General features: G+C 45.7%; 18 protein-coding genes. 10 read left to right on the top strand and 8 right to left on the bottom strand.

Going from position 1 to position 19,808, the window contains the following annotated elements; all coding sequences use genetic code 11:
* Positions 1-118 precede the first annotated feature (118 nt).
* A complete protein-coding gene (locus QSV55_RS01420) occupies positions 119-2,236 on the bottom strand; it encodes a DNA topoisomerase III (protein WP_289650408.1) in 2,118 nt (705 codons plus the stop codon).
* 104 nt (positions 2,237-2,340) lie between these two features.
* Here QSV55_RS01420 and QSV55_RS01415 point away from each other — a divergent pair, with 104 nt between their 5' ends.
* The 5 genes from QSV55_RS01415 (at position 2,341) to QSV55_RS01395 (ending at position 6,169) form a co-directional block, all read left to right on the top strand.
* Positions 2,341-3,144 carry an HAD-IIB family hydrolase gene (locus QSV55_RS01415; RefSeq protein WP_289650407.1) on the top strand — a complete coding sequence of 268 codons (804 nt, stop codon included), beginning with the start codon at positions 2,341-2,343 and terminating at the stop codon, positions 3,142-3,144.
* Positions 3,134-3,940 (top strand): GNAT family N-acetyltransferase, encoded by an 807-nt coding sequence (locus tag QSV55_RS01410; protein WP_289650405.1) that lies wholly within the window; start codon positions 3,134-3,136, stop codon positions 3,938-3,940. The genes QSV55_RS01415 and QSV55_RS01410 overlap by 11 nt, the downstream gene beginning before the upstream one ends.
* 96 nt (positions 3,941-4,036) lie before the next feature.
* Positions 4,037-4,891, top strand: a complete 855-nt coding sequence (locus QSV55_RS01405) for a GRP family sugar transporter (RefSeq protein WP_289650404.1) — start codon at positions 4,037-4,039, stop codon at positions 4,889-4,891.
* A 15-nt stretch (positions 4,892-4,906) separates the two neighbouring features.
* Positions 4,907-5,692 carry a glucose 1-dehydrogenase gene (locus QSV55_RS01400; protein ID WP_289650403.1) on the top strand — a complete coding sequence of 262 codons (786 nt, stop codon included), beginning with the start codon at positions 4,907-4,909 and terminating at the stop codon, positions 5,690-5,692.
* A 75-nt stretch (positions 5,693-5,767) separates the two neighbouring features.
* Positions 5,768-6,169, top strand: coding sequence for a DUF4064 domain-containing protein (locus tag QSV55_RS01395; protein WP_289650402.1), 402 nt, complete (start codon positions 5,768-5,770; stop codon positions 6,167-6,169).
* Here QSV55_RS01395 and QSV55_RS01390 read toward each other — a convergent pair.
* Both QSV55_RS01390 and ybaK read right to left on the bottom strand, forming a co-directional pair.
* The gene (locus QSV55_RS01390; RefSeq protein WP_289650401.1) at positions 6,163-7,245 is read right to left on the bottom strand and encodes a metallophosphoesterase; all 1,083 of its coding nucleotides are present in this window, start codon (positions 7,243-7,245) and stop codon (positions 6,163-6,165) included. The genes QSV55_RS01395 and QSV55_RS01390 overlap by 7 nt on opposite strands.
* Positions 7,242-7,715 carry a Cys-tRNA(Pro) deacylase gene (gene ybaK / locus QSV55_RS01385; RefSeq protein ID WP_289650400.1) on the bottom strand — a complete coding sequence of 158 codons (474 nt, stop codon included), beginning with the start codon at positions 7,713-7,715 and terminating at the stop codon, positions 7,242-7,244. The genes QSV55_RS01390 and ybaK overlap by 4 nt, the downstream gene beginning before the upstream one ends.
* 74 nt (positions 7,716-7,789) lie before the next feature.
* Here ybaK and QSV55_RS01380 point away from each other — a divergent pair, with 74 nt between their 5' ends.
* The 3 genes from QSV55_RS01380 to QSV55_RS01370 are packed head-to-tail and all read left to right on the top strand — an operon-like array spanning position 7,790 to position 9,403.
* Entirely contained in the window at positions 7,790-7,954 is a 165-nt protein-coding gene (locus QSV55_RS01380; protein WP_289650399.1) for an SE1832 family protein, read from the top strand.
* On the top strand, positions 7,905-9,095 hold the full coding sequence (locus tag QSV55_RS01375; protein ID WP_243721467.1) for an MFS transporter: 1,191 nt from the start codon (positions 7,905-7,907) through the stop codon (positions 9,093-9,095). The genes QSV55_RS01380 and QSV55_RS01375 overlap by 50 nt, the downstream gene beginning before the upstream one ends.
* Positions 9,092-9,403, top strand: a complete 312-nt coding sequence (locus QSV55_RS01370; protein WP_289650398.1) for a hypothetical protein — start codon at positions 9,092-9,094, stop codon at positions 9,401-9,403. The genes QSV55_RS01375 and QSV55_RS01370 overlap by 4 nt, the downstream gene beginning before the upstream one ends.
* A 35-nt stretch (positions 9,404-9,438) precedes the next feature.
* Here the strand turns inward: QSV55_RS01370 and QSV55_RS01365 are convergent, their stop codons facing one another.
* On the bottom strand, positions 9,439-12,696 hold the full coding sequence (locus tag QSV55_RS01365) for an efflux RND transporter permease subunit (RefSeq protein WP_289650397.1): 3,258 nt from the start codon (positions 12,694-12,696) through the stop codon (positions 9,439-9,441).
* Between the two features lie 166 nt (positions 12,697-12,862).
* Here QSV55_RS01365 and QSV55_RS01360 point away from each other — a divergent pair, with 166 nt between their 5' ends.
* Positions 12,863-13,150: a hypothetical protein gene (locus QSV55_RS01360; protein WP_133451679.1), complete on the top strand. Its 288-nt coding sequence runs from the start codon at positions 12,863-12,865 to the stop codon at positions 13,148-13,150.
* Positions 13,151-13,182: 32 nt separating this feature from the next.
* Here the strand turns inward: QSV55_RS01360 and QSV55_RS01355 are convergent, their stop codons facing one another.
* Entirely contained in the window at positions 13,183-14,421 is a 1,239-nt protein-coding gene (locus QSV55_RS01355) for a lipid II:glycine glycyltransferase FemX (protein ID WP_133451774.1), read from the bottom strand.
* 84 nt (positions 14,422-14,505) lie between these two features.
* Between QSV55_RS01355 and QSV55_RS01350 the strand changes: the two genes are divergently transcribed.
* On the top strand, positions 14,506-14,760 hold the full coding sequence (locus QSV55_RS01350) for a hypothetical protein (RefSeq protein WP_133451680.1): 255 nt from the start codon (positions 14,506-14,508) through the stop codon (positions 14,758-14,760).
* Here QSV55_RS01350 and QSV55_RS01345 read toward each other — a convergent pair.
* The 3 genes from QSV55_RS01345 to QSV55_RS01335 form a co-directional block, all read right to left on the bottom strand.
* Positions 14,751-15,473, bottom strand: coding sequence for a VOC family protein (locus tag QSV55_RS01345; protein WP_133451681.1), 723 nt, complete (start codon positions 15,471-15,473; stop codon positions 14,751-14,753). The two genes, QSV55_RS01350 and QSV55_RS01345, sit on opposite strands and share 10 nt — an antisense overlap.
* 77 nt (positions 15,474-15,550) lie before the next feature.
* A complete protein-coding gene (locus tag QSV55_RS01340; RefSeq protein WP_289650396.1) occupies positions 15,551-17,920 on the bottom strand; it encodes a thermonuclease family protein in 2,370 nt (789 codons plus the stop codon).
* Between the two features lie 137 nt (positions 17,921-18,057).
* Positions 18,058-19,728 (bottom strand): glycoside hydrolase family 13 protein, encoded by a 1,671-nt coding sequence (locus QSV55_RS01335; RefSeq protein WP_289650395.1) that lies wholly within the window; start codon positions 19,726-19,728, stop codon positions 18,058-18,060.
* Between the last annotated feature and the right edge of the window lie 80 nt (positions 19,729-19,808).

Below are 19,808 nucleotides of genomic sequence, written 5' to 3'. Positions count from 1 at the left end.
TTGTATATTCTATTACGTGATTCGCTAAAAAGCAATAAGAAATCGAACATTCATAACAAAAATATCACTTTTGTTCGTAATTAATCTCCCTAAAAAAAGACTGCCCTTCTAGGCAGTCTTATAATTTAAGTCCTTTTAAGGCATCCGCGAACGGATTATTGACGGGTTCTTCTTTTTGCGTATATTTCTTGATATCGTTCCGGGACACTTTCCCTGTTTTCTTGGCACTGAATCTTTTATCCATCTGTTCCTGGGTCTCGTGGAAACCGCATGTACAGCTGTACATGGCTTTCGGCCCTTTACCGTGCAGCGTGAGCTTTTTCTTACAGTTCGGACAGCGCGCATTCGTCTTACGCTGGACATTTTTCTTCGTCTTACACTGCGGATCCTGACACACCAGCATTTTCGCATTTTTCGTCTTGATCTCCAGCATAAACTTTCCGCAAGTCGGACATTCTGTTGACGTCAGATTGTCGTGCTTAAATTTATCTTCACTGTCCTTGATCTCCTGGATCAGCTCTTCCGTGAATGTTCTCATCTCACTGATGAACGCTTTGCGGTTATATTTGCCCTGTTCAATCAGCATCAGTTTATGCTCCCACTCTGCTGTCAGTTCAGGTGATTTCAGTTCAGCAGGTGCCAGTTCCAGCAGCTGTTTCCCTTTATTCGTGACACGCAGTTTGCCGTCAATGGACTCAATCGCATTGAGATTATAGAGTTTCTCAATAATATCTGCTCTTGTCGCAACGGTACCGATGCCCCCTGTCTCTTTCAATGTGGAACGGCTTTCCTTAGCCAGCTTGAAGATGGCAGCCGGGTTTTCCATCGCTTTCAGCAGCGTACCTTCATTGAAGTAAGGCGGCGGTGCTGTTTCACCGTATGTTTTCGTTAGTTTTGCGTTTAACCGGTCACCTTTTCTGAATGCCAGCGCATCTTTTTCTGTCAGCTGTTCATAGAGGGCTCTGAAACCGAGTTCGAGCGGCCGTTCATGCTTCGCTGTGAAGACTGTGTCACCGATTGTCACTTTGATGGTCTGCAGCTCGTAGCGGTAAGGCTTCAGCAGGACACTCAGAAAGCGTTCAGCAATCAGTTCATATATATGACGTTCACGGAGCGTCAGGTCATCCAGCCGCGCCTTCACTTCTGTCGGTACAATCGCATGGTGATCGGACACTTTCGCATCATCGATAAAATGTTTGCTGCCTCTAATCTGTGTCTTGATCAGATCCACAACGACCGGTCTGAACTGCGTACCACTGAGTGCGGCGACACGGTCACGAAGTGTCGGCACCATATCTTCTGTCAGATAGTTCGCATCCGTTCTTGGGTAAGTGACCAGTTTATGACTTTCATATAAGTTCTGCATCGTACTCAGCGTCTCTTTGGCGGAGTATTTGTAGCGCTTATAAGCTTCCTGCTGCAGTGAAGTCAGATCATACAGTTTATCCGGATATTTCTTCTTCTCCTGGCTCTCAACAGCGTTCACGACCGCTTCCTGGCCCTGCAGTCTCTGCAGCAGCTGATCAATCTCTCTCTCATCAAAAATCTGATGAGGCCCGCTGAACTTCGTGCCATTGATAACGGCTTCAAGGCCGTAGAATTGACGCGCCTTGAACTGATTGATCTCATCCTGACGCAGCTTGACCATCTGTAAGGTCGGTGTCTGGACGCGGCCTGTTGACAGCTGGGCATCATATTTCGTTGTCAGTGCACGCGTGGCATTGATACCGACAATCCAGTCCGCTTCACTTCGTGCCAAAGCTGCATCATACAGCCCTTGATACTTTCGGCCGTCTTTCAAATGATTGAAGCCCTCTTTAATCGCCTTATCAGTGACCGAGCTAATCCAGAGGCGTTTAACGGGCTTCTCTCCTTTACACTTTTCCAGGATCAGCCGCGCTACAAGTTCCCCTTCACGGCCGGCATCTGTCGCGATGATGATCTCACTCACGTCACTGCGCTCTATCTGATGTTTGACTGTATTGAACTGCTTACGCGTCTTACCGATGACGACGGTCTTCATATATTTAGGCAGGATCGGCAATGCATTTAAGTCCCATGTCTTATACTGACTGTCGTATTGTTCCGGGTCTGCATTCGTGACCAAATGACCCAGGGCCCACGTCACGATATAACGGTTGTTCTCCATATAGCCTTCTTTTTTCTGATTACAGCCGAGGACACGTGCAATATCACGTGCGACAGACGGCTTCTCAGCAAGTACGACTGATTTCATGTTATCATTCCTTCTCGTAAAGTCATTGCATCATTATAGCATTCTTTCAGTTGAGTTCGCATCTTAAGTACTGTATGCTATTTGAAAATAAGGAGGTTTTCTGCATGCTGTTTCCTGAATCAATCCGAACACTTGTCTGCTCTGATTTTGATGAAACTTACTTCGCACATGACCGCAACCATGCACAAGACGTCAAAGCGCTGACGACTTATCTGAACAAAGAACGCCATATGCTGTTCGGTATCGTCTCCGCCAGTACACTCGATATGATTAAAGGCTGTCTCGATGAAATGAAGATGGAATACCCTCACTTTATCGCCTGCAATTCCGGCACGGAACTTTACTATTTTAAAGATGGTGTTGAAATCTATGATCAAGCTTATGAAATGATGATGCTGCGTCAAGGATTCACCAAGACGACGATACTGGATGTCGAGAAGACTCTGGCAGCGCATGATATTCAGCTGATGGTACAAGAACCTTTCATACATGCACCGTTTTCACGTAATTATTATTACCGCGAAACAACGCCGCAAGAAGACGAACGCCGCTTCAGACAGATTCGTGCCGCCGCAGAAGAACAGCGTTTAATCGTCAACATCAGCAAATGCAATCCACTGATCGGCGACCCTGCCGACTGCTATGACGTCGATTTCTTCCCGGCAAGTGCGGGTAAAGATGCAGTCGTCCGCTATCTTATCGGGAAATATGATATCGACTTTGACGAGACCTACGCATTCGGTGACAGCGGCAATGATATTAAGATGCTAAATGCAGTCAAACATGGGTATTTAGTCAGTAATGCAACAGCGGAAGCGAAAAAAAGACATCTCAAACATGCGGACTTCCCATATAATAAAGGCATCCTCTCTATTCTTGAAGCAAGGAGCGAGTCAAATGGATATTAAGAAGACGGCTCAGTTCATTCATACATTGAACCAGGCACCTGAACATCGGGTCGGCTACCTCCCCCGGTCTAGCGATGCAATTGAAACACTGCTCAGCACTCTGTCCGATGATCAGATCATCATGAATGATCAGACCTTCATCGGATTGATCAAAGAAGATGACTCAGCGAAAGTACTGGGTCCGCTGACCACTGACTTCAATCTTCATACGATTTATGAGATGTGGCGCACTTTAACCAGCCGGCATCCCGACATAAAGACCTATGAATTCTATATAGCAGAGCGCTACCAGTTCGGTCAGCAGGCAATGAAATCCTTGAAAACCCAGTACCTGGGTACGCAGTACACGATGACAGCAGAGCGATTGACTGATAAGATAGACACCCGTCAAGTCATCAAATACAGCCCGATCTATAAGAAGAGTTTCTGTGAGCTGCTCAAAAGTCTGTATGTGGATGTCTCCGCCAAGAAAAAAGAGATTCTGGACGCTCTGGATGACCACTACGAACTTTTCCTGCTGCTCAGTGAAGGCATCGTTAAAGGCTATGTCATCCTGGAAGCGAACGACCACGCTATCTGCTATATCGACCATGTCGAAACCCATAAACATTACCGTCAGCAAGGCATCGGCCATAAACTCGTGGCATATGCGGCAGAGCATGCCTTCAGCGAGCACCAGGCGACAGCTATCCAGCTGGTCGTCGAAGATAAGCGCAAACGCACCATTGAATTCTATGAGAAGCTTGGTTTTCAGAAGACCGAGGAAATGCATCACTTTAAATATACGACCATTTAACACGGCGAACTTTCAGGTTGCCGTGTTTTAATTTGAATGTTTTACAAAAACAATGAAGGGAATGAAAAAACTAACAGCATAGTAAAGGAGCTTTCAATGGATATACTAATTGCATTATTACCTGCTCTCCTCTGGGGAAGCGTTGTACTCATTAATGTTAAAGTCGGCGGCTCGCCTTATGAGCAGATTATGGGAACGGTTATCGGCGCTTTTCTGATCGGTATCAGTGTCTATCTTTTCGTTCAGCCGGCTCTGAACTGGAAGATACTGCTGGTCGGGATCGTATCCGGCGCTTTCTGGGCACTCGGTCAAGGTAACCAGTTAAAGAGTGTGGAAATGATCGGGGTTTCCCGTACTATGCCCATCTCTACCGGGATTCAGCTTGTCGGCACGACTTTGATCTCTGTTCTCTTCTTCCATGAATGGCGGAGTACAACCGCTGTCATACTCGGCCTTACAGCGCTCCTCTTACTTGTCGGGGGTGTCATACTCACTTCATTGAAAGGCGATCAGGAGAACGATAAAAGTCAGAATAACTTTGCTAAAGCCATCCCTGTCCTCCTGATTTCGAGCGTGGGTTACATCACTTATGTGGTCATCGGCCAGTTCTTCGGTGTTGAAGGGTGGCAAGCCTTATTCCCGCAGGCTATCGGTATGATAATCGGCGGCTTTCTGTTAAGTTTCAAGCATCGCCCTGGACAGAAAGCAGTGATGAAGAACATTGTACCAGGCGTTGTCTGGGCGCTGGGTAATATGGCGATGTTCTACTCTCAACCACGCGTAGGTGTCGCAACCAGCTTTTCATTCTCCCAGATGCTCGTGGTTGTTTCAACACTCGGCGGTATCTTCTTCTTAAAAGAAAGCAAGACGAAGAAGCAGTACATCGGCATCGCAATCGGTATTATCCTGATTATTGCCGCCGCCTTTTTACTGGGTTATACAAAGAACTAAGGAGGAGGAACATTCATGTATCCTGATTTAAAAGAAAAAGTGGTGGTCATCACAGGTGCTTCAAGCGGAATCGGTAAAGCGATGGCAGAAGAATTCGGCAAAAACGGTGCGAAAGTGGTCGTCAACTATCGTTCCAGCGCAGAAGAAGCGGAACAGGTCGCGGAGACTGTGCGAAATAATGGTGGTCAGGCCGTCATCAAACAGGCAGATGTCTCAAAAGAAGAAGAGATTCTTGCGCTTATTCAGACAGCGATTGACGAATTCGGCAGCCTGGATGTCATGATCAATAATGCCGGCACGGAAAAAGCGGTGCCGACTGTTGAAATGACTATCGAAGAATTCAAGCGTGTCATGGACATCAACTTGACAGGTGCTTTCATCGGCAGCCGTGAAGCTGCCAAATACTTCATCGCTCATCACATCAAAGGCACTATCATTAATATCTCAAGTGTCCATGACGTCATCCCTTGGCCGAATTACGTCAATTATGCCGCCAGTAAAGGGGGCATGAAGATGATGATGGAAACCATGAGCATGGAATTTGCGCCTGCAGGTATCCGCGTCAACAATATCTCACCAGGTGCCATCATGTCTGCCCATACGCGTGATAAATTCACTGATCCTGAGACACTCGCTCAGACGGAGAAGATGATTCCGATGGGCATGATCGGCCAGCCGGAGCAAGTCGCAACAGTGGCAACGTTCCTTGCCAGCCAGAATGCCAGCTACATCACCGGTGAAACTATCTACGTTGATGGTGGTATGACAAAATATCCGTCGTTTATGGGCGGGAAAGGCTAATATATGAAAAACGCACTGAATTTCAACATTCAGTGCGTTTTTTGTTATGATAGATGAAAATAACGAGGTGTAACCATGAACGAATTTATCAAACTCCCTAGAACACTCGCCCTTATCGGCATCACGATCCAGACTCTTCTCTTCCTCTGTACAATAGCCATCTATCTGCTCGCCGATCAGTCCGTCGTACAGGAATTTCTCAGCGCAAGAACGGACCATGTCACTGAAGCAACGACCGCTTTAAAAGAAGTTCTGCTGCCCTTCAGCATCATCCTTTTCATCCCGCTGCTGCTCAATCTGCTCGGCATCCTCTACATGAAGCGCTATATTCTTGCAAGTGCCATCATGCTGATTCTGTCAGGGCTTATGATGCTCTATACAGTGATCCTGCCCATTCTGCTTGTCACTGCCGGCACCATGCTCATCACGCGTCACCGCTACTATAACCGCAACGAAAAATATCAGACCCCTTATTGAGAGGAAGTGTCCAGCACTTCCTCCGGCACCCAGCCGACTACGCCGTTACGCTTGATTAGAGCATAGCCTGTATATCGACTGATCAATTTCACCTGTTCACCCGCAGTCACATCCATAAAATAATCGGTGTAATCATCTTTTAAGAAGTGCTGGTCGTCTCTCTCTTTAATCCATTCGGTCTTGATCATCAGCTGCACACCACTTGATAGATGTTCGGCAAACGTAAAGTATTCATCGCCTTCAAATATCTTGACCGCATAATCCGGGAATGTAAATGTATGGGGTTCCTGATAGCTCACTTCAAAGTCCTGGATGACCAGTACTTCTGGATGATGGTCAACAGAGGCCGTGCAGAGCGTGCCATCCGCTTCTATTATCAGCGCATTCAGCTGGCCACTCTCTTTAACCTGGTTGCCTCCATCAAGCGCTATCACCCGACGCTCTTGGTTGATTTTGACTGCATGGCTATACAGGCCGTCCTCCACAAAGTTCGCTGCCGGATAGTGTCCGACGATGACTGTCTTCGGACACTGATGCGTCTGCACATAGAACTCGGGCATCGTCAGTGCGACTTCTCTTGGCGTCTCAAGATAATCCGCTTCAACGCCCGCATGAACAAATAAATAATCTTCGGTCTCGATCGCAGTCGGCAGCTGGCTGAACCACTGCCGGTCGTCTCCGTACTGAGCGAGTACCGCCTGAGCGAAGTCCTGCTGCGTCGGATAATCGTTGAGCGTCGTGCCGGTCTCCTTCAGAAATTCATGTGCCACTGTATACCGGTCGTTCATATAGGCATACAGCCACTCCTCTTCCAGTTCATCGAAGAAGCGATCACAGTTGCCTTCAATGACATGGACATTGGCCGACTCGGATAATGCTCTGATATACTGCATCGTCCCTAGACTATCCGGTCCTTTATCCAAGATATCTCCATTGATGATCAGAATATCTTCATCTGTCCACTTCACGTCATGAAGCAGTGCTTTAAAGAGTGAAAGTTCACCGTGAATATCTGAGATAACGATAGTTCTTTTCCCTCGGATGGACAGACGGACTAATTTATCCTTCAGTTTCATCGACAGACCTCACTGAACTGTGCTTTCACCGCTTCTTTCAAGTCAGCAGGCTTCAGTTTCATCTGCGTGCCGCGCTGGCCCGCACTGACAATCATATAGTCCAGCGGGGCCGCTGACTGATCGATGAAGGTCGGTGCCGGTTTCTTCATGCCGACAGGCGAACAGCCGCCGCGCATGTAACCTGTCTTCGGCTGCAGCTCCTTCAGCGGCAGCATTTCAAGTTTCTTGACGCCCGCCGCCTGTGCCGCTTTTTTCATATCCAGTTCGCCTGCCACAGGAATCACATAGACAAATAAGTCTGCTCCGGCATGTGTCACCAATGTCTTAAATACAACCGAAGGGTCTTCACCGATCTGTGCAGCGACACTGACGCCGTCAACCGCATCCTCACTGTTGTAATGGATGATGTCATACGCCAACTTCAGCTGATCCAGCTTGCGGATGGCATTCGTTTTCAGTTTTTTCGTCATTTCAATCCCACCTCTTTCAAGTCTTCTTCATTATAGCTTATAATGGTTATACACTAGAAATAAAGGAGATCATCATGAATTTAAATGATCAGCTTACCGAACTTAAACATGAATATGTCCGCATTCAAGGTGATATTGAGAAAGTGCAGTCAACCGGCCGTACTGCGGATCAACTGGAGGAACGCTTAATTGAACTCGAACATGAAATCAGACAGATCCGCGAACAGCTCGACGCCTGAACTTAAATCATTCTTCTCCGTATTGATGGCTATACAGTTTTTCATCTATTTTGGCTTCAGTATCGTTATCCCTGTTATCCCGGCTCTCGTCAAGGATATGGGCCTGAATGCCTTTCATATGGGCTTATTGCTCTCTATTTATTCAATTGCCTCTTTTATCGCGGCACCGTTCTGGGGCCAGCTGTCCGATAAAATAGGACGTAAGAAGATTCTGCTCATCGGTCTGACAGGCTTCACGCTCAGCTTTCTGACGTTCGGTCTCTTCATCGATAATCTGCCGATGCTCTATATCTCGCGTATTATCGGCGGTCTGTTCTCAGGTGCCTGCTTCAGTACGACGACAAGTATTGTGGCGGATGTGACGACTTCAGAAGAACGAAACCGTTATATGGGCCTGATGGGTATGATGATCGGCTTCGGTTTTATTTTCGGACCTGCAGTCGGGGGTCTGCTGGCAGGTTATTCTTACCAGCTGCCTTATTTCGTCACTTCTGCCATTCTGCTGGCTATTATAGGGGCAGTCGCTGCAAAATTGCCTGAGACTCACTTCCATGAGACAGGAAAACAGTCAGGCGGCAAACTGAACTACACAGCGCCTATCCTCATTCTGCTGATCAGCACTTTTATTGTGACTTTGACGATGAGCGGGATGGAAAGTTCATTCCAATTACTTGAGATTGAACGTATCGACATCACTCCGACGCAGATGGGCATCCTGTTCATGATCGGCGGCCTGGTCAATGCGTTGCTGCAAGGCGGTTTTCTGCGTAAAGTGAAGCATGGCCAGGAGAGAAAGATCATGGTAATCGGCCAGATTGTGACAATGATTGCGTTTGTCATGCTGCCTTTCACCATGAATATCTACTACGCCGGCATCTGTCTGGTCCTTCTCATGTCAGGCAATGCATTAGTGCGTACGTTGCTCACTTCCACACTGACAAAGTCGACATCGTCACAGAATATGGGTAAGCTGACAGGCGTCAGCTATTCCCTCGATAGCCTCGGCCGTATTATCGGACCGCTATTATTCACCGGGCTCTTATCATACAGCTTGAGTCTGCCGTTCTTCATCGGCGCAGTCACAAGTCTAATCGCGCTTATTTTGATCGCTTTATACTTCTCGAAAGGAAAAACAGCATGATTCTATTACTGACACTCTTCATTGTCATCTACTTACTTATCGCTTTTTTAAGCATCTATTTCTACAACATACAACTGACCCATATCGGACGCATGATATTCGGTGCTGCCCTTATCGTCTTCGCTGCCGGCATGCTGATCGGTCAGAGCGGCTCGCTATGGGTCATCCTGCTGGTCACAGCACTTGTCATCAATATAGAGATCACTGCCTTCAAGTTTAAGCTCAATGACCTGAAAGCCCTGCAGATTCTGCATATTTTCACTGCGATGCTTGCAGCGATGGTAATTGTGACTGCCTTTATGCTATAAAAAAACGGTTAGTCTGATCGACTAACCGTTCCTTATTATCTGACGACTGTTTCAGTCGTCATTTTTTTTCGTCTGTTTTTCAGTTTCATCAGCAGTTCATACACAACAGGGACTACTATCAGGGTCAGGATAGTAGATGATACGAGACCACCGATCACGGTCACACCGAGTGATTTACTGATCAATACAGATCCGTCACCGCCGAAGAGAAGAGGCGACAAGGCACCTACAGTCGCCAGTGCTGTCATCAGAATCGGTCTGACACGAGTAGAGGCTGCTTCAAGTAACGCCTCTCGTGTTGACAGACCGCTTGCCTCCATATGGATGACACGGTCAATCAGCACAATCGCATTCGTTACAACGATACCGATGAGCATCAGCACCCCGATCATAGATGGGACTGACAAAGTCTCACCTGAGAGCAGCAGTCCGGCGATCACACCGGTAATCGTAAATGGTAATGAGAAAAGGATGGCAAGTGGTGCCAGACCACCTCTGAATGTCAGCACAAGAATCAGATAGACGATACCGATGGCTGCAAGCATCGCCAGTCCCAGTTGAGAGAAGCTTTCGCCAATATCTTCATTTGTCCCGCCGACGTTGATTTTGATATTATCCGGTTTATCGATCTTGCTTATTGCCTGAGTGACATCCGCTGTTGTTTTACCGACGTCATCAGCCTTAATCTTGCCATCTACCGTTGCAGCAACGTCACCATCTTTGCGCAGGATTGTATCTGATGATTGGCCCTTCTTAATTTCAGCGACACTGCTGAGTTTGATCTCACGGCCAAGCGGCGATGTCAGTTTGGTGTTTTCAAGCTTTGACTCCGTCCACTTTGTGTCCTGGTCTTTCGTCAGAATGACATCTGTTGACTGACCTGACTTGCCGACTTTCGTTACGACCGTCTCAGGTGAACGCTGGTTCAGTGCAAGAGCCACCTGTCCTGCCGTCAGACCGCTTTCAGCCAGTTTGTTCTGGTCGACCTTAATCGTATATTCTTCGTAACTGCTTGCAAGCGAGGAATCTACATTGGATAATGTTTTCTGTTCCTTCATCACATCTTCAACTTCTTTTACCGTTTCACGGATAGCATCTGTCGTCGGACCGACAACAGAGACAGATACCGTATTAGAAGTACCGCCTGTCGCAAAGTCCTGGTTCTTCCATGACCCCGGATGCTTGAAGGTTGCAATTTTATTCAGTACTTTCTCCGCTTCAGCATCCCAGTTCGGTGTATCTTTATCATATTCCACCATCATCGCCATATCGTTAGAAGCGACCGGGCTGAACGGATTCTTGCCGCCTACTGAATACTGAATATTGGAGACGTTCTTATTTTTAGCGAGTTCTTGCTGTACCTCGTCAGCATGGGCCACCACTTCTTCTTCTGTTTCACCTGGTTCCGGTTTATAAGTTAAGGCCAGTAACTTATCTTCACCCGTAGAGATGAATGAGGTTCCGACAAGGGGTGTCAGCATTAAACTGCCGACCAGTAATAAGGTACTTAAAAGACCGACCGTCCACTTATGGTTTAGTGCCCATTCCAGAATGTTGCGATAGAAGTGAGCAATACGACCCGGTTTCTCATCATGATGTCCTTTTATGCCGTTACGGAAGAAGATATGACCGAGCATCGGCACGATAGTAATCGCGATCAAGAGTGACGCAAGAAGTGCAAAGACAACAGTCAATGCAAACGGCCGGAAAAGTTCACCGATTGACCCGGATACCAGTCCAAGCGGCAGGAATACTGCGATTGTTACCATGGTAGAGGACATGATAGGCATAAACATCTCTTTCGTCGCATCGGCAATTAATGCTGCGCCCCGCAGAGGTTCTGTCTTACTCGACATTCTGCGGAAGATATTCTCAATAACAACGATTGAGTCATCGATTACCCGACCGATTGCCACTGTCATCGCCCCGAGCGTCATGATGTTCAATGTCACACCTAACTGCTTCAGAATCAGCAGGGCAATCAGAATCGACATTGGAATAGAGACGACCGCAATAAATGTTGAGCGGATATTCCGTAAGAAGATCAGAATCATGATAACCGCGAAAATAGCGCCGATCACCGCTTTTTCCACCATCGTCTTAACTGAATCCTGGATAGGCTTGGCCTGATCCATGAGCAACAGTGCGTTGACATCTTTGTTTTCTTTGACGTAGTCATCAACTACTTTTTTGACGTCATTGGCCACGCTGACTGTATTGGCATTGTCCGTTTTCACGAGCTGAATGCTTAAAGAATCCTTGCCGTTCGTTTTTGAAATAGATTCACGGCTCTCCACATTTTTGATGGTGGCGATATCTCCTAACTTCACAGTCGGGATTTTCGCGTTTTTCATCTGTTCAGCCATTGCTTTCTGAGCTTCAGGTGACAGCTGGGCACCGGCACCTTGGGCCGCCTGAGGACTTTGTCCTGTCTGAGCACCGGCACCTTGAGCCGCCTGAGGACTTTGTCCTGCCTGAGCACCGGCACCTTGAGCCGCCTGAGGACTTTGTCCTGCCTGAGCACCGGCACCTTGAGCCGCCTGCGAACCTGTTACAGGCACCTTGAGTGATTTAAGGGCATCGACAGAGGTGAACTGACCATCTACTACGATAGATTTCAAGTCATTGCCGAATGTATAGAGACCGAGCGGCGCATTTGCTGTCGCCCCTTTGATGAACTGAAGGACTGATTCCTCGGTCAGCCCCTTTTTCTTCATCTCGTCTTCATCGAACTGAAGTTCAACCTGCTCAACCTGCTGACCGGAGAACGAAACGCTTGAGACACCTTCTATCCCTTCGATTTCAGGGATTAAATCGTCCTTGATTTTTTCTGTCAGACCTTTGATATCATTCTTGTCATTCGAAAACGAATAACTGATGATCGGGAATGTGTACATTGAGATTTGATCGATACTTGTCTCCTGAACTTCTTCAGGCAGATCCAGTGAATCAATCGCTTCCTGAACTTTCTTCTCTGCTTTATCCATATCAGTACCAAAATCATACTGTAAGGTTATGGCTGAAGCATTCTGCATCGACTGACTGGAAACAGTGTCGACACCTTCCATACTCTTGACTTTCTTTTCTATCGGATCGGTTACATTCTCAAGTACTGCCTCTGGTGTTGCACCAGGGTAAGGGGTTGTGACTGTAAGAACGGGAGAAGAAATACTCGGCAGCATCTCCTCTTTCATCGTCATCGCCGAGTAAATACCTGCCGCTGCAACAAGTAAAGTCATCAGCCATAATGCCAGTTTATTATGTAACGAGAAGTCAATTATTTTCTTTATCACAACTTGCCTCCTAAAAAGATTGTCTTACTAAGTAATATAACTTAAACGTATGGGGTTTACTAATAATAAAACCAGAATTCTCCACTCTTTTATTGAAGGCAGTCTGACCTGATTTCAGTTTTCCTTATTTTTGTTTTTCAACTACAATAAAGAGTGGAGGGATTCTATGCAAAAAGTTCTGATGCTTCTTTCAATCCTGATGCACTTCGTCTTCATCGCCGGCTATTTCATCAACAGCGGCATTATCTTCTTCACCAGTTATTTCTGGATGCTGTTCAGTCTTATCTCGATATTCATCGGATTGCGTTATTACTTCAGTAAAATGAATCTGACTGAAAAAGATCTGATGTATCGCATTCTGTCGATTATTTTGACGTTAACAGCTTTTGTCAGCCTGCTTTTTCTGATATATATCACGTTTATCAATCCCTATCTTTATCTCGATATAAAATAATAAAGTCTTATCCAGCTGGATAAGACTTTTATCTATTTACGGCCTATTTTACGCTTCAGATTCAATACTCGTGGTTTTACCTGCTCCACCAGCTGGTACACATATGGATTCAGAATATAATCGAATTCTCCGACTTTGGCGCTGAGTCTCGTGCCCCACATTTTCTTGAACTGCCAGAGACCGAAGTATTCAGAGCTTTTATCCGGATGATTACTTGTCCCGCCGAAATCATAAGTTTTCGCCCCTCTTTCACGTGCTATCTGCATCATGGTCAGCTGCATATTGTAGTTCGGCAGATAGTCACGGTACTCGTTGCTGGACGCCCCGTACAGGTAATATGCTTTATGACCGGCGAACGTCAGGATAGCGCCTGACAGCACTTTACCTTCCGGACTGGTTTTCTCCATTTCAGTCAGTTCTTCAATCTGTTTCTCAAGTTTCGCCATCTGGACATCCAGATCCTTCAGCTGATTCTCAACCTTCTGATTCTTCTCTTTTGTCAGTAGTCGTTCTTTTTTCTCCTGACGAACTGCCAGTTCTTCTCGTAACTTCGGCAGGACGTGACCGGGTACCAGCTTGACAAGCACCAGCTCTGCATCACCATCTGGATTCAGCGCATCATAGATATTTTCAAAATAAGACACATCACGTGTCAGGAAACCGTCTCTTGAACCCGTCTCCTGCATTAAATCTGCGAATGTCTGCAGCTCATCACGCCCCGCAATATAGGCTTCTGTCCCTTTTTTCTGACTCAGTTTCACCCGCGAGCGGTTGTTGCGCTCAAAACTCTTGATCAGGTCCTCATCACTTTGATCGATGTTAGTGATCATCGTCATACGCGGCTGAATATAATGTTTACTCAGGCCATCTTCGAAACCTTTATGCTTAAAGCCGATGGACTCCATATACTCCACGAGATCCGGCACTGCTGTCACTTCAATATCCGGGTCGATCTTGATGGAATATGCACGTTCGCGACGCGCGACCTCAATCGCCTGCTTTAACAGGGCTTCAACAACTTCGTGGTCACGATAGTCACAGACAAAGCCTCGTGAAATATAGCAGAGCGTATACGGCATTCTTGGCACTTTCTTGAATAACAGCTGTGCGACACCCACTGTTTCATTATTCCGGCTGACTGAAATACGTTGACTGTACCAGCCGGCCGACTTTTTCACCTCTGCCCATTTAGATAATTGCAGCAGGTCTCCATAAGGATGGGTTTTGACAAATTCATCGTGCTCTTTATCACTGATTGTGCTCAATTCGATCATTAATTGTTTCTTCCTTTCAGTATCAAGCATGTTCATTTTTATTCTGTTATAATAGCACTATCCTAAAGAAAAGAGGCTACTATGTTTAGAAATATCTTTCTTGCAGTTATTGCACTTCTGAACTTGATTTTTATCGTCATCATTCAGGGACACCAGTCCGTTGACCGAATTGATTTAAATATCATTGTCGCGGCACTGGGAGCGATTATCAGCATTCTCTTTCTTATCGTCAGAAAAAGCCGACTCAACTTTACGTTCGCTATTATAACACTTTTAATTGTAGCCTTTCATGTTTCACTTATCATCCTGCATATTTATCAGTATGTTTATGCCTGAAAATGATAGGTTGCACCGTGTACTTCTATAGAAGGATGATCGATGCCCGCTATGGTAATGGCTTCAATGCTTTCTCTATCACCTTCCATTAACGTAAAAGTCGGACCATCCGGTATCAGCAGCTGATTATCATCATACTTTGCATTAAACCAGTCTGTCCAGTTTTGGATGAACTGGTCTTTATTTTGCGTCATCAAGGTCATATTGACGACACGAAGCGGCTGAAACCATGGCGCCAGCTGCTCGCGTCTGACTTCATCACTTTCTCCCCACTGAATGAAGAAAGGCAGCTCTCTATCCGTTCTGTCGTCATCAATATAAAGCAGCTGCCAGCTGATGACTTGTCCGTCTGGTTGCGTGCGGGACATCTTACTCGGACCGATTGTCGCCAGGCCGCAAGAAATGAAGTGATCATTCAGCGCTTCAATATCGTCCGTCCGAAAACATAGTCGCTGCCAGCCTTCCTCATAACCTGTTCTCTCTAATGTTGCTGCAAAACTGAGCCGCTGCTCATCTGTTGCAGCTTTCTCCAGCAAGTCTCTATCAAAAACATCAATGAACTCGATATAACTTAAATCTGTGTAGCTCAGATAATTATAGGTTCCAAGTTGCTCATGTCTGCCTCCCTTATGCAGATCAAGGAGCTCATCGGGAAACTCAAATGAATCAAGCCCGTCTATATAATGAATAATATGATCCCACTGTAATTTCATCTCTTTCACCTCAAAACTATTGTAAGGAAGAAAACAAAAGAAAACACCTGAAAAGGTGTTTTCTGATGAAAAAATACTTATTTACGGAATTTACCGATATTTTTTGCAAACCCTGCTGTGACATCTTTTACATCTTTTGTTGCCTTGACAGTAACCTTGCCGTCCTTCATATCAGAATCAAGATCGTCACTTGTCTGATCAGCAAATGTTTCTACTAAATGGTCGGGTGCAGCAAATTTCAGGATATAAGTGCCTTCATTAACAGTTACTTTATAGTGACCCTCTTTATCTGTTTTAACTGTTTTGACCCATTGACCATTCTGATACACGTCAACTTTTACATCTGATAATTTGCGGTCAGGTCTATCATATTTACCATTACTGTTCTGATCAAAGAAGACATATCCGCTTATAGCATGTTGAACCACCGGTGCTTCTGTTGTCGGCACTTCCGTTGTCGGTGCTTCTGTTGTTGGTGCTTCTGTTGTTGGCGCTTCCGTTGTCGGTGCTTCCGTTGTTGGCTCTTCTGTTGTCGGTGCTTCTGTTGTTGGTGCTTCTGTCGTCGGTGCTTCTGTTGTCGGCGCTTCTGTTGTCGGCGCTTCCGTCGTCGGTACGTCAGCTTGTTTAGTAATCACTGTCGGCAGTAATTTATAAGCATTGAAACTATACGTCACCACACCTTCAATACGGTCATAAGTAGCACCGATGTCGAGTGGTTGTGTGGTTTTAACAAGGAAAGTATAGCCCGCTGCATCTGTCACTGTGTATTCATTATATGTGTTGACTGATTCTACTTTCACTTTTTCAATCGCAATATATTCCGCTTCTGTCTCTTCACCGATTTGATTAAGTGCTGTAACAGTAGGTCGAACTACTTTTTGTCCCGTCACTTTCACATCTTCTGTTTCCAGCTGATATAAATCGTAATATTCAGTGGTTGCGCCTGTTGCAGTGATGACATCACCTATTGCAGGCTTGACTGTTTTGCTGCGAACGACCATCCCTGCTGTGTCATCTTGAATGTAGATGTTATAACCATCGATAGCTGTCACTGTACCTGTCACGATGGCCTGTGTGCCTTTACCTGCTGTTCTTGCTTCTTGAATCGTCATTGCTTTTGCCGGTGTCACCGGGGGTTCAGTAGGTAATGTTGTATCGGGTGCTGCTTTATAGCCTTGCGCGATAGCTTCTTCCTGTGCGAAGAAAATCCGACGCTCTACAGGTACTTTCGCGAAGTCTTCTGGCGCATAATACAACTTCGTTTCGGAATCACCGACATAACGCTGCAGGCCTTTGTTGTCATAACGTGCACGGAACTCAAACGCAAGTTCTTTGAGGGGATGTTCTGTCTGCCAGATGCCTAGATGATTCGCCTGTGCTTCTGCCACGGCCGCCTGAAACATAGCGTAGTCCTCCATATTAGCGACCGGCCAGATAAAGTAAGTAGACGCCATCCCACGTTTCACTTGCTCTAAGTTTGTATTCAGATGATCATTTTCTCTGATAACCTGACCTAAAATACGCCCGTATGCATCTGTGATGTTGTCCGGATTCACTTTAACGGTGACCGGTGTACCTGGTGTCAGCATTTCATTTAATGACTTCTTCGCTTGCTCACCGTGATATTTCTGGTTCTGATCTAAATCAGTATCGATCAGTGCCGGGTCATAAGTAGTCAGATGATACGTTTCAGGTGTGTCGATGTTCACATAACGAATCGTATCTGAACCCATGATACTTGGTGAGATCTTGATGGTGTCGCCATCAACCACACGTTCGACGTTGACATGATATTCAGCTTGAGGGACTTCTGGTGCCGGAGGTGTCACTTGTGCGCTGAACGTTCCAAGTTCTGAAGTTGTATCTTTCGGCAAGGCTGTGAACTGTGCTGCTGGGTCATAAGCATTATGGATATCCGTATCGCCCGTGAGATTAGCTGCTGTACGCACTAATGTCATGTCTAAAGTAGAAACCGTCGTACCAAATGCTGTGCCCGGATCTACACCGACTTGACCGATTGAATCATTCACATCGCCTGTCTTGGTAGCCGCATTATAATTTTGGAATAACACGAGTGTATCATCACCGTTAAAGTTAACAGCGGTCGAACCTGTTTTTAAATCTGCCTGCGCTAAAATTTCTGCTGCTGCACTTTGATGAGAAATAACATAAACATCTCCCGGTGCTAATGTACCGCTTAATTTCAGTTCTGCTACAGTGCCCGTTGTCTCGCTGGCGCCGTTAACAAAGTTGACAAGTGAATAGGTTGATAAATCCACTGCTGCTGACGTCGGATTATAGATTTCGACGGCTTTATTGTAGCCTGAACCCTCTATGTATTCTGAAATAATTAATGTTCCCGCTGCCTGTACCCGTTGTCCTGAAAATGACAGAACCAGCGACAGTACCATCATGATGGATAAAAGTGCTTTGAAAGTTGATTTCATCCCGTTACTCCTCTTCATGTGATTAAATACCTTATCAGTTTAACAACTGAATATGGAGTCAATATGTAGATAATGTAAACATATTATTAAATATGTAAAAGACCCTCTTTTTGCATCTGCAAAAGAGGGTCTTTGTTCTATGATAAACGGTAGACACGTGCTTCATAAGGTTGTAATTGAATACTATTGCTTGTCTTACTATCAAAGCCGTAGTCATAGTTAGCGATGATTAACTGCTCGGCATTGAATTCAATATTTTCAGCGTCATCAAGTTCGACTTTCTGATTATCCAGATTACCGATGACCAGAATTCTCTCATCTTCCAGCGTTCTAGTATAGGCGAAGACAGTTTCATGTTCTGGATAGACAAGGTCAAATGTGCCGTACGTCATAACCAGGTTTTCTTTTTTGAACCGGATGAGTTTTTTATAGAAGTTAAGAATCGAATCCTCACGTTCAAGCTGGTGGGCAACGTTTAAATAAGGATAATTCGGATTGACCTTCATCCAAGGATGTCCAGTTGTAAACCCTGCGTTGTCCGTTGCATCCCATTGCATCGGTGTACGTGAATTATCGCGGCTGATACGCTGGAGCATCTCGATCACTTCTTCTTTAGCAGCACCGTTGATCAGTTCGTTGTTATAGATGTTCTTGGCGTGGACATCATCAAATTCCGTAATATCTTTAAAAGGATAGTTCGTCATGCCGATTTCCTGACCCTGGTAGATGAATGGTGTCCCTTGCAGCAGCATATAGACTGTCGCATGACTGGTTGAGCTTTCGTACCAGTGATCTTTGTCATCTGCCCAAGTCGAAGGAACACGCGGGCGGTCATGGTTTTCAATGAAAAGTGCATTCCAGCCTTTATTCTCAAGGCCTTTCTGCCAATTAGCCAGTATTTTCTTATAGCCCGGAATATCGAAGCCGGTGCCGATATTATGGTCCCAGAGATTTAAATGCTCAAACTGGAAGACCATGTTGAACTTGCCTTCTTTTTCACCGACCCAGACATCTGCATCTTCAGTCGTCACCCCATTTGCTTCACCGACCGTCATAATATCATATTTAGAGAACGTCTTTTCCTTCAGCTCTTCTAAATACTTGTGAATACCCGGCTGATTCATATGCGCTTCAAATGAATCGACATAGTTCAGCTGATCGGGATTCGGCAGATCGCCTTTGTCAAATGATTTTTTAATGTGACTGATTGCATCCACCCGGAAGCCGTCGATACCTTTATCGAGCCACCAGTTCACCATATTGTAGATGGTTTCACGCATCTCTTTATTTTCCCAGTTCAGATCCGGCTGTTTCCGGCTGAAGACATGCATGAAATACTGATCTGTCGTCACATCATACTCCCACGCAGAACCTTCAAAGATGCTGGCCCAGTTATTCGGTTCCTTACCCTCTTTAGCGTCCTGCCAGATATACCAGTCACGCTTCGGATTGTCTTTTGAAATACGTGACTCAATGAACCAAGGATGCTCATCACTTGTATGATTGATGACGAGATCCATGATCAGTTTCATACCGCGTGAATGCACCTCAAGAAGTAAGCGGTCGAAATCTTCCATTGTACCGAAATCACGCATAATAGCCTGGTAGTCACTGATATCATAGCCATTATCGTCATTCGGCGACTTATAGATCGGGCTGACCCAGATCACATCAATTCCTAAATCCTGCAGATAATCCAGTTTCTCCGTTATACCGTTAATATCACCAATACCATCACCATTTGAATCCTTAAAACTCCGCGGATATACTTGATAGCATACCGCTTCTTTCCACCAGATCCGTTCCATTTTGTTATATCCTCCTGTATTCAGCCATAAAGAAAGCCATTAACATTCATGCATGTTAACAGCTTTTCACTCTCATTTCA

This window comes from Macrococcus bovicus (assembly GCF_030376725.1).
Classification (GTDB): Bacteria; Bacillota; Bacilli; order Staphylococcales; family Staphylococcaceae; genus Macrococcus; species Macrococcus bovicus.
The sequence above is the reverse complement of the archived record's forward strand: the minus strand, read 5'-3'. Positions and strand labels throughout refer to the sequence as shown.

Bases quoted from the DNA above. Each gene is read 5' to 3' on its own strand.
- QSV55_RS01420 (WP_289650408.1), bottom strand. From the start codon at position 2,236: ATGAAATCAGTCGTACTTGCTGAGAAGCCGTCTGTCGCACGTGATATT.
- QSV55_RS01415 (WP_289650407.1), top strand. From the start codon at position 2,341: ATGCTGTTTCCTGAATCAATCCGAACACTTGTCTGCTCTGATTTTGAT.
- QSV55_RS01410 (WP_289650405.1), top strand. From the start codon at position 3,134: ATGGATATTAAGAAGACGGCTCAGTTCATTCATACATTGAACCAGGCA.
- QSV55_RS01405 (WP_289650404.1), top strand. From the start codon at position 4,037: ATGGATATACTAATTGCATTATTACCTGCTCTCCTCTGGGGAAGCGTT.
- QSV55_RS01400 (WP_289650403.1), top strand. From the start codon at position 4,907: ATGTATCCTGATTTAAAAGAAAAAGTGGTGGTCATCACAGGTGCTTCA.
- QSV55_RS01395 (WP_289650402.1), top strand. From the start codon at position 5,768: ATGAACGAATTTATCAAACTCCCTAGAACACTCGCCCTTATCGGCATC.
- QSV55_RS01390 (WP_289650401.1), bottom strand. From the start codon at position 7,245: ATGAAACTGAAGGATAAATTAGTCCGTCTGTCCATCCGAGGGAAAAGA.
- ybaK (WP_289650400.1), bottom strand. From the start codon at position 7,715: ATGACGAAAAAACTGAAAACGAATGCCATCCGCAAGCTGGATCAGCTG.
- QSV55_RS01380 (WP_289650399.1), top strand. From the start codon at position 7,790: ATGAATTTAAATGATCAGCTTACCGAACTTAAACATGAATATGTCCGC.
- QSV55_RS01370 (WP_289650398.1), top strand. From the start codon at position 9,092: ATGATTCTATTACTGACACTCTTCATTGTCATCTACTTACTTATCGCT.
- QSV55_RS01360 (WP_133451679.1), top strand. From the start codon at position 12,863: ATGCAAAAAGTTCTGATGCTTCTTTCAATCCTGATGCACTTCGTCTTC.
- QSV55_RS01350 (WP_133451680.1), top strand. From the start codon at position 14,506: ATGTTTAGAAATATCTTTCTTGCAGTTATTGCACTTCTGAACTTGATT.
- QSV55_RS01345 (WP_133451681.1), bottom strand. From the start codon at position 15,473: ATGAAATTACAGTGGGATCATATTATTCATTATATAGACGGGCTTGAT.
- QSV55_RS01340 (WP_289650396.1), bottom strand. From the start codon at position 17,920: ATGAAATCAACTTTCAAAGCACTTTTATCCATCATGATGGTACTGTCG.
- QSV55_RS01335 (WP_289650395.1), bottom strand. From the start codon at position 19,728: ATGGAACGGATCTGGTGGAAAGAAGCGGTATGCTATCAAGTATATCCG.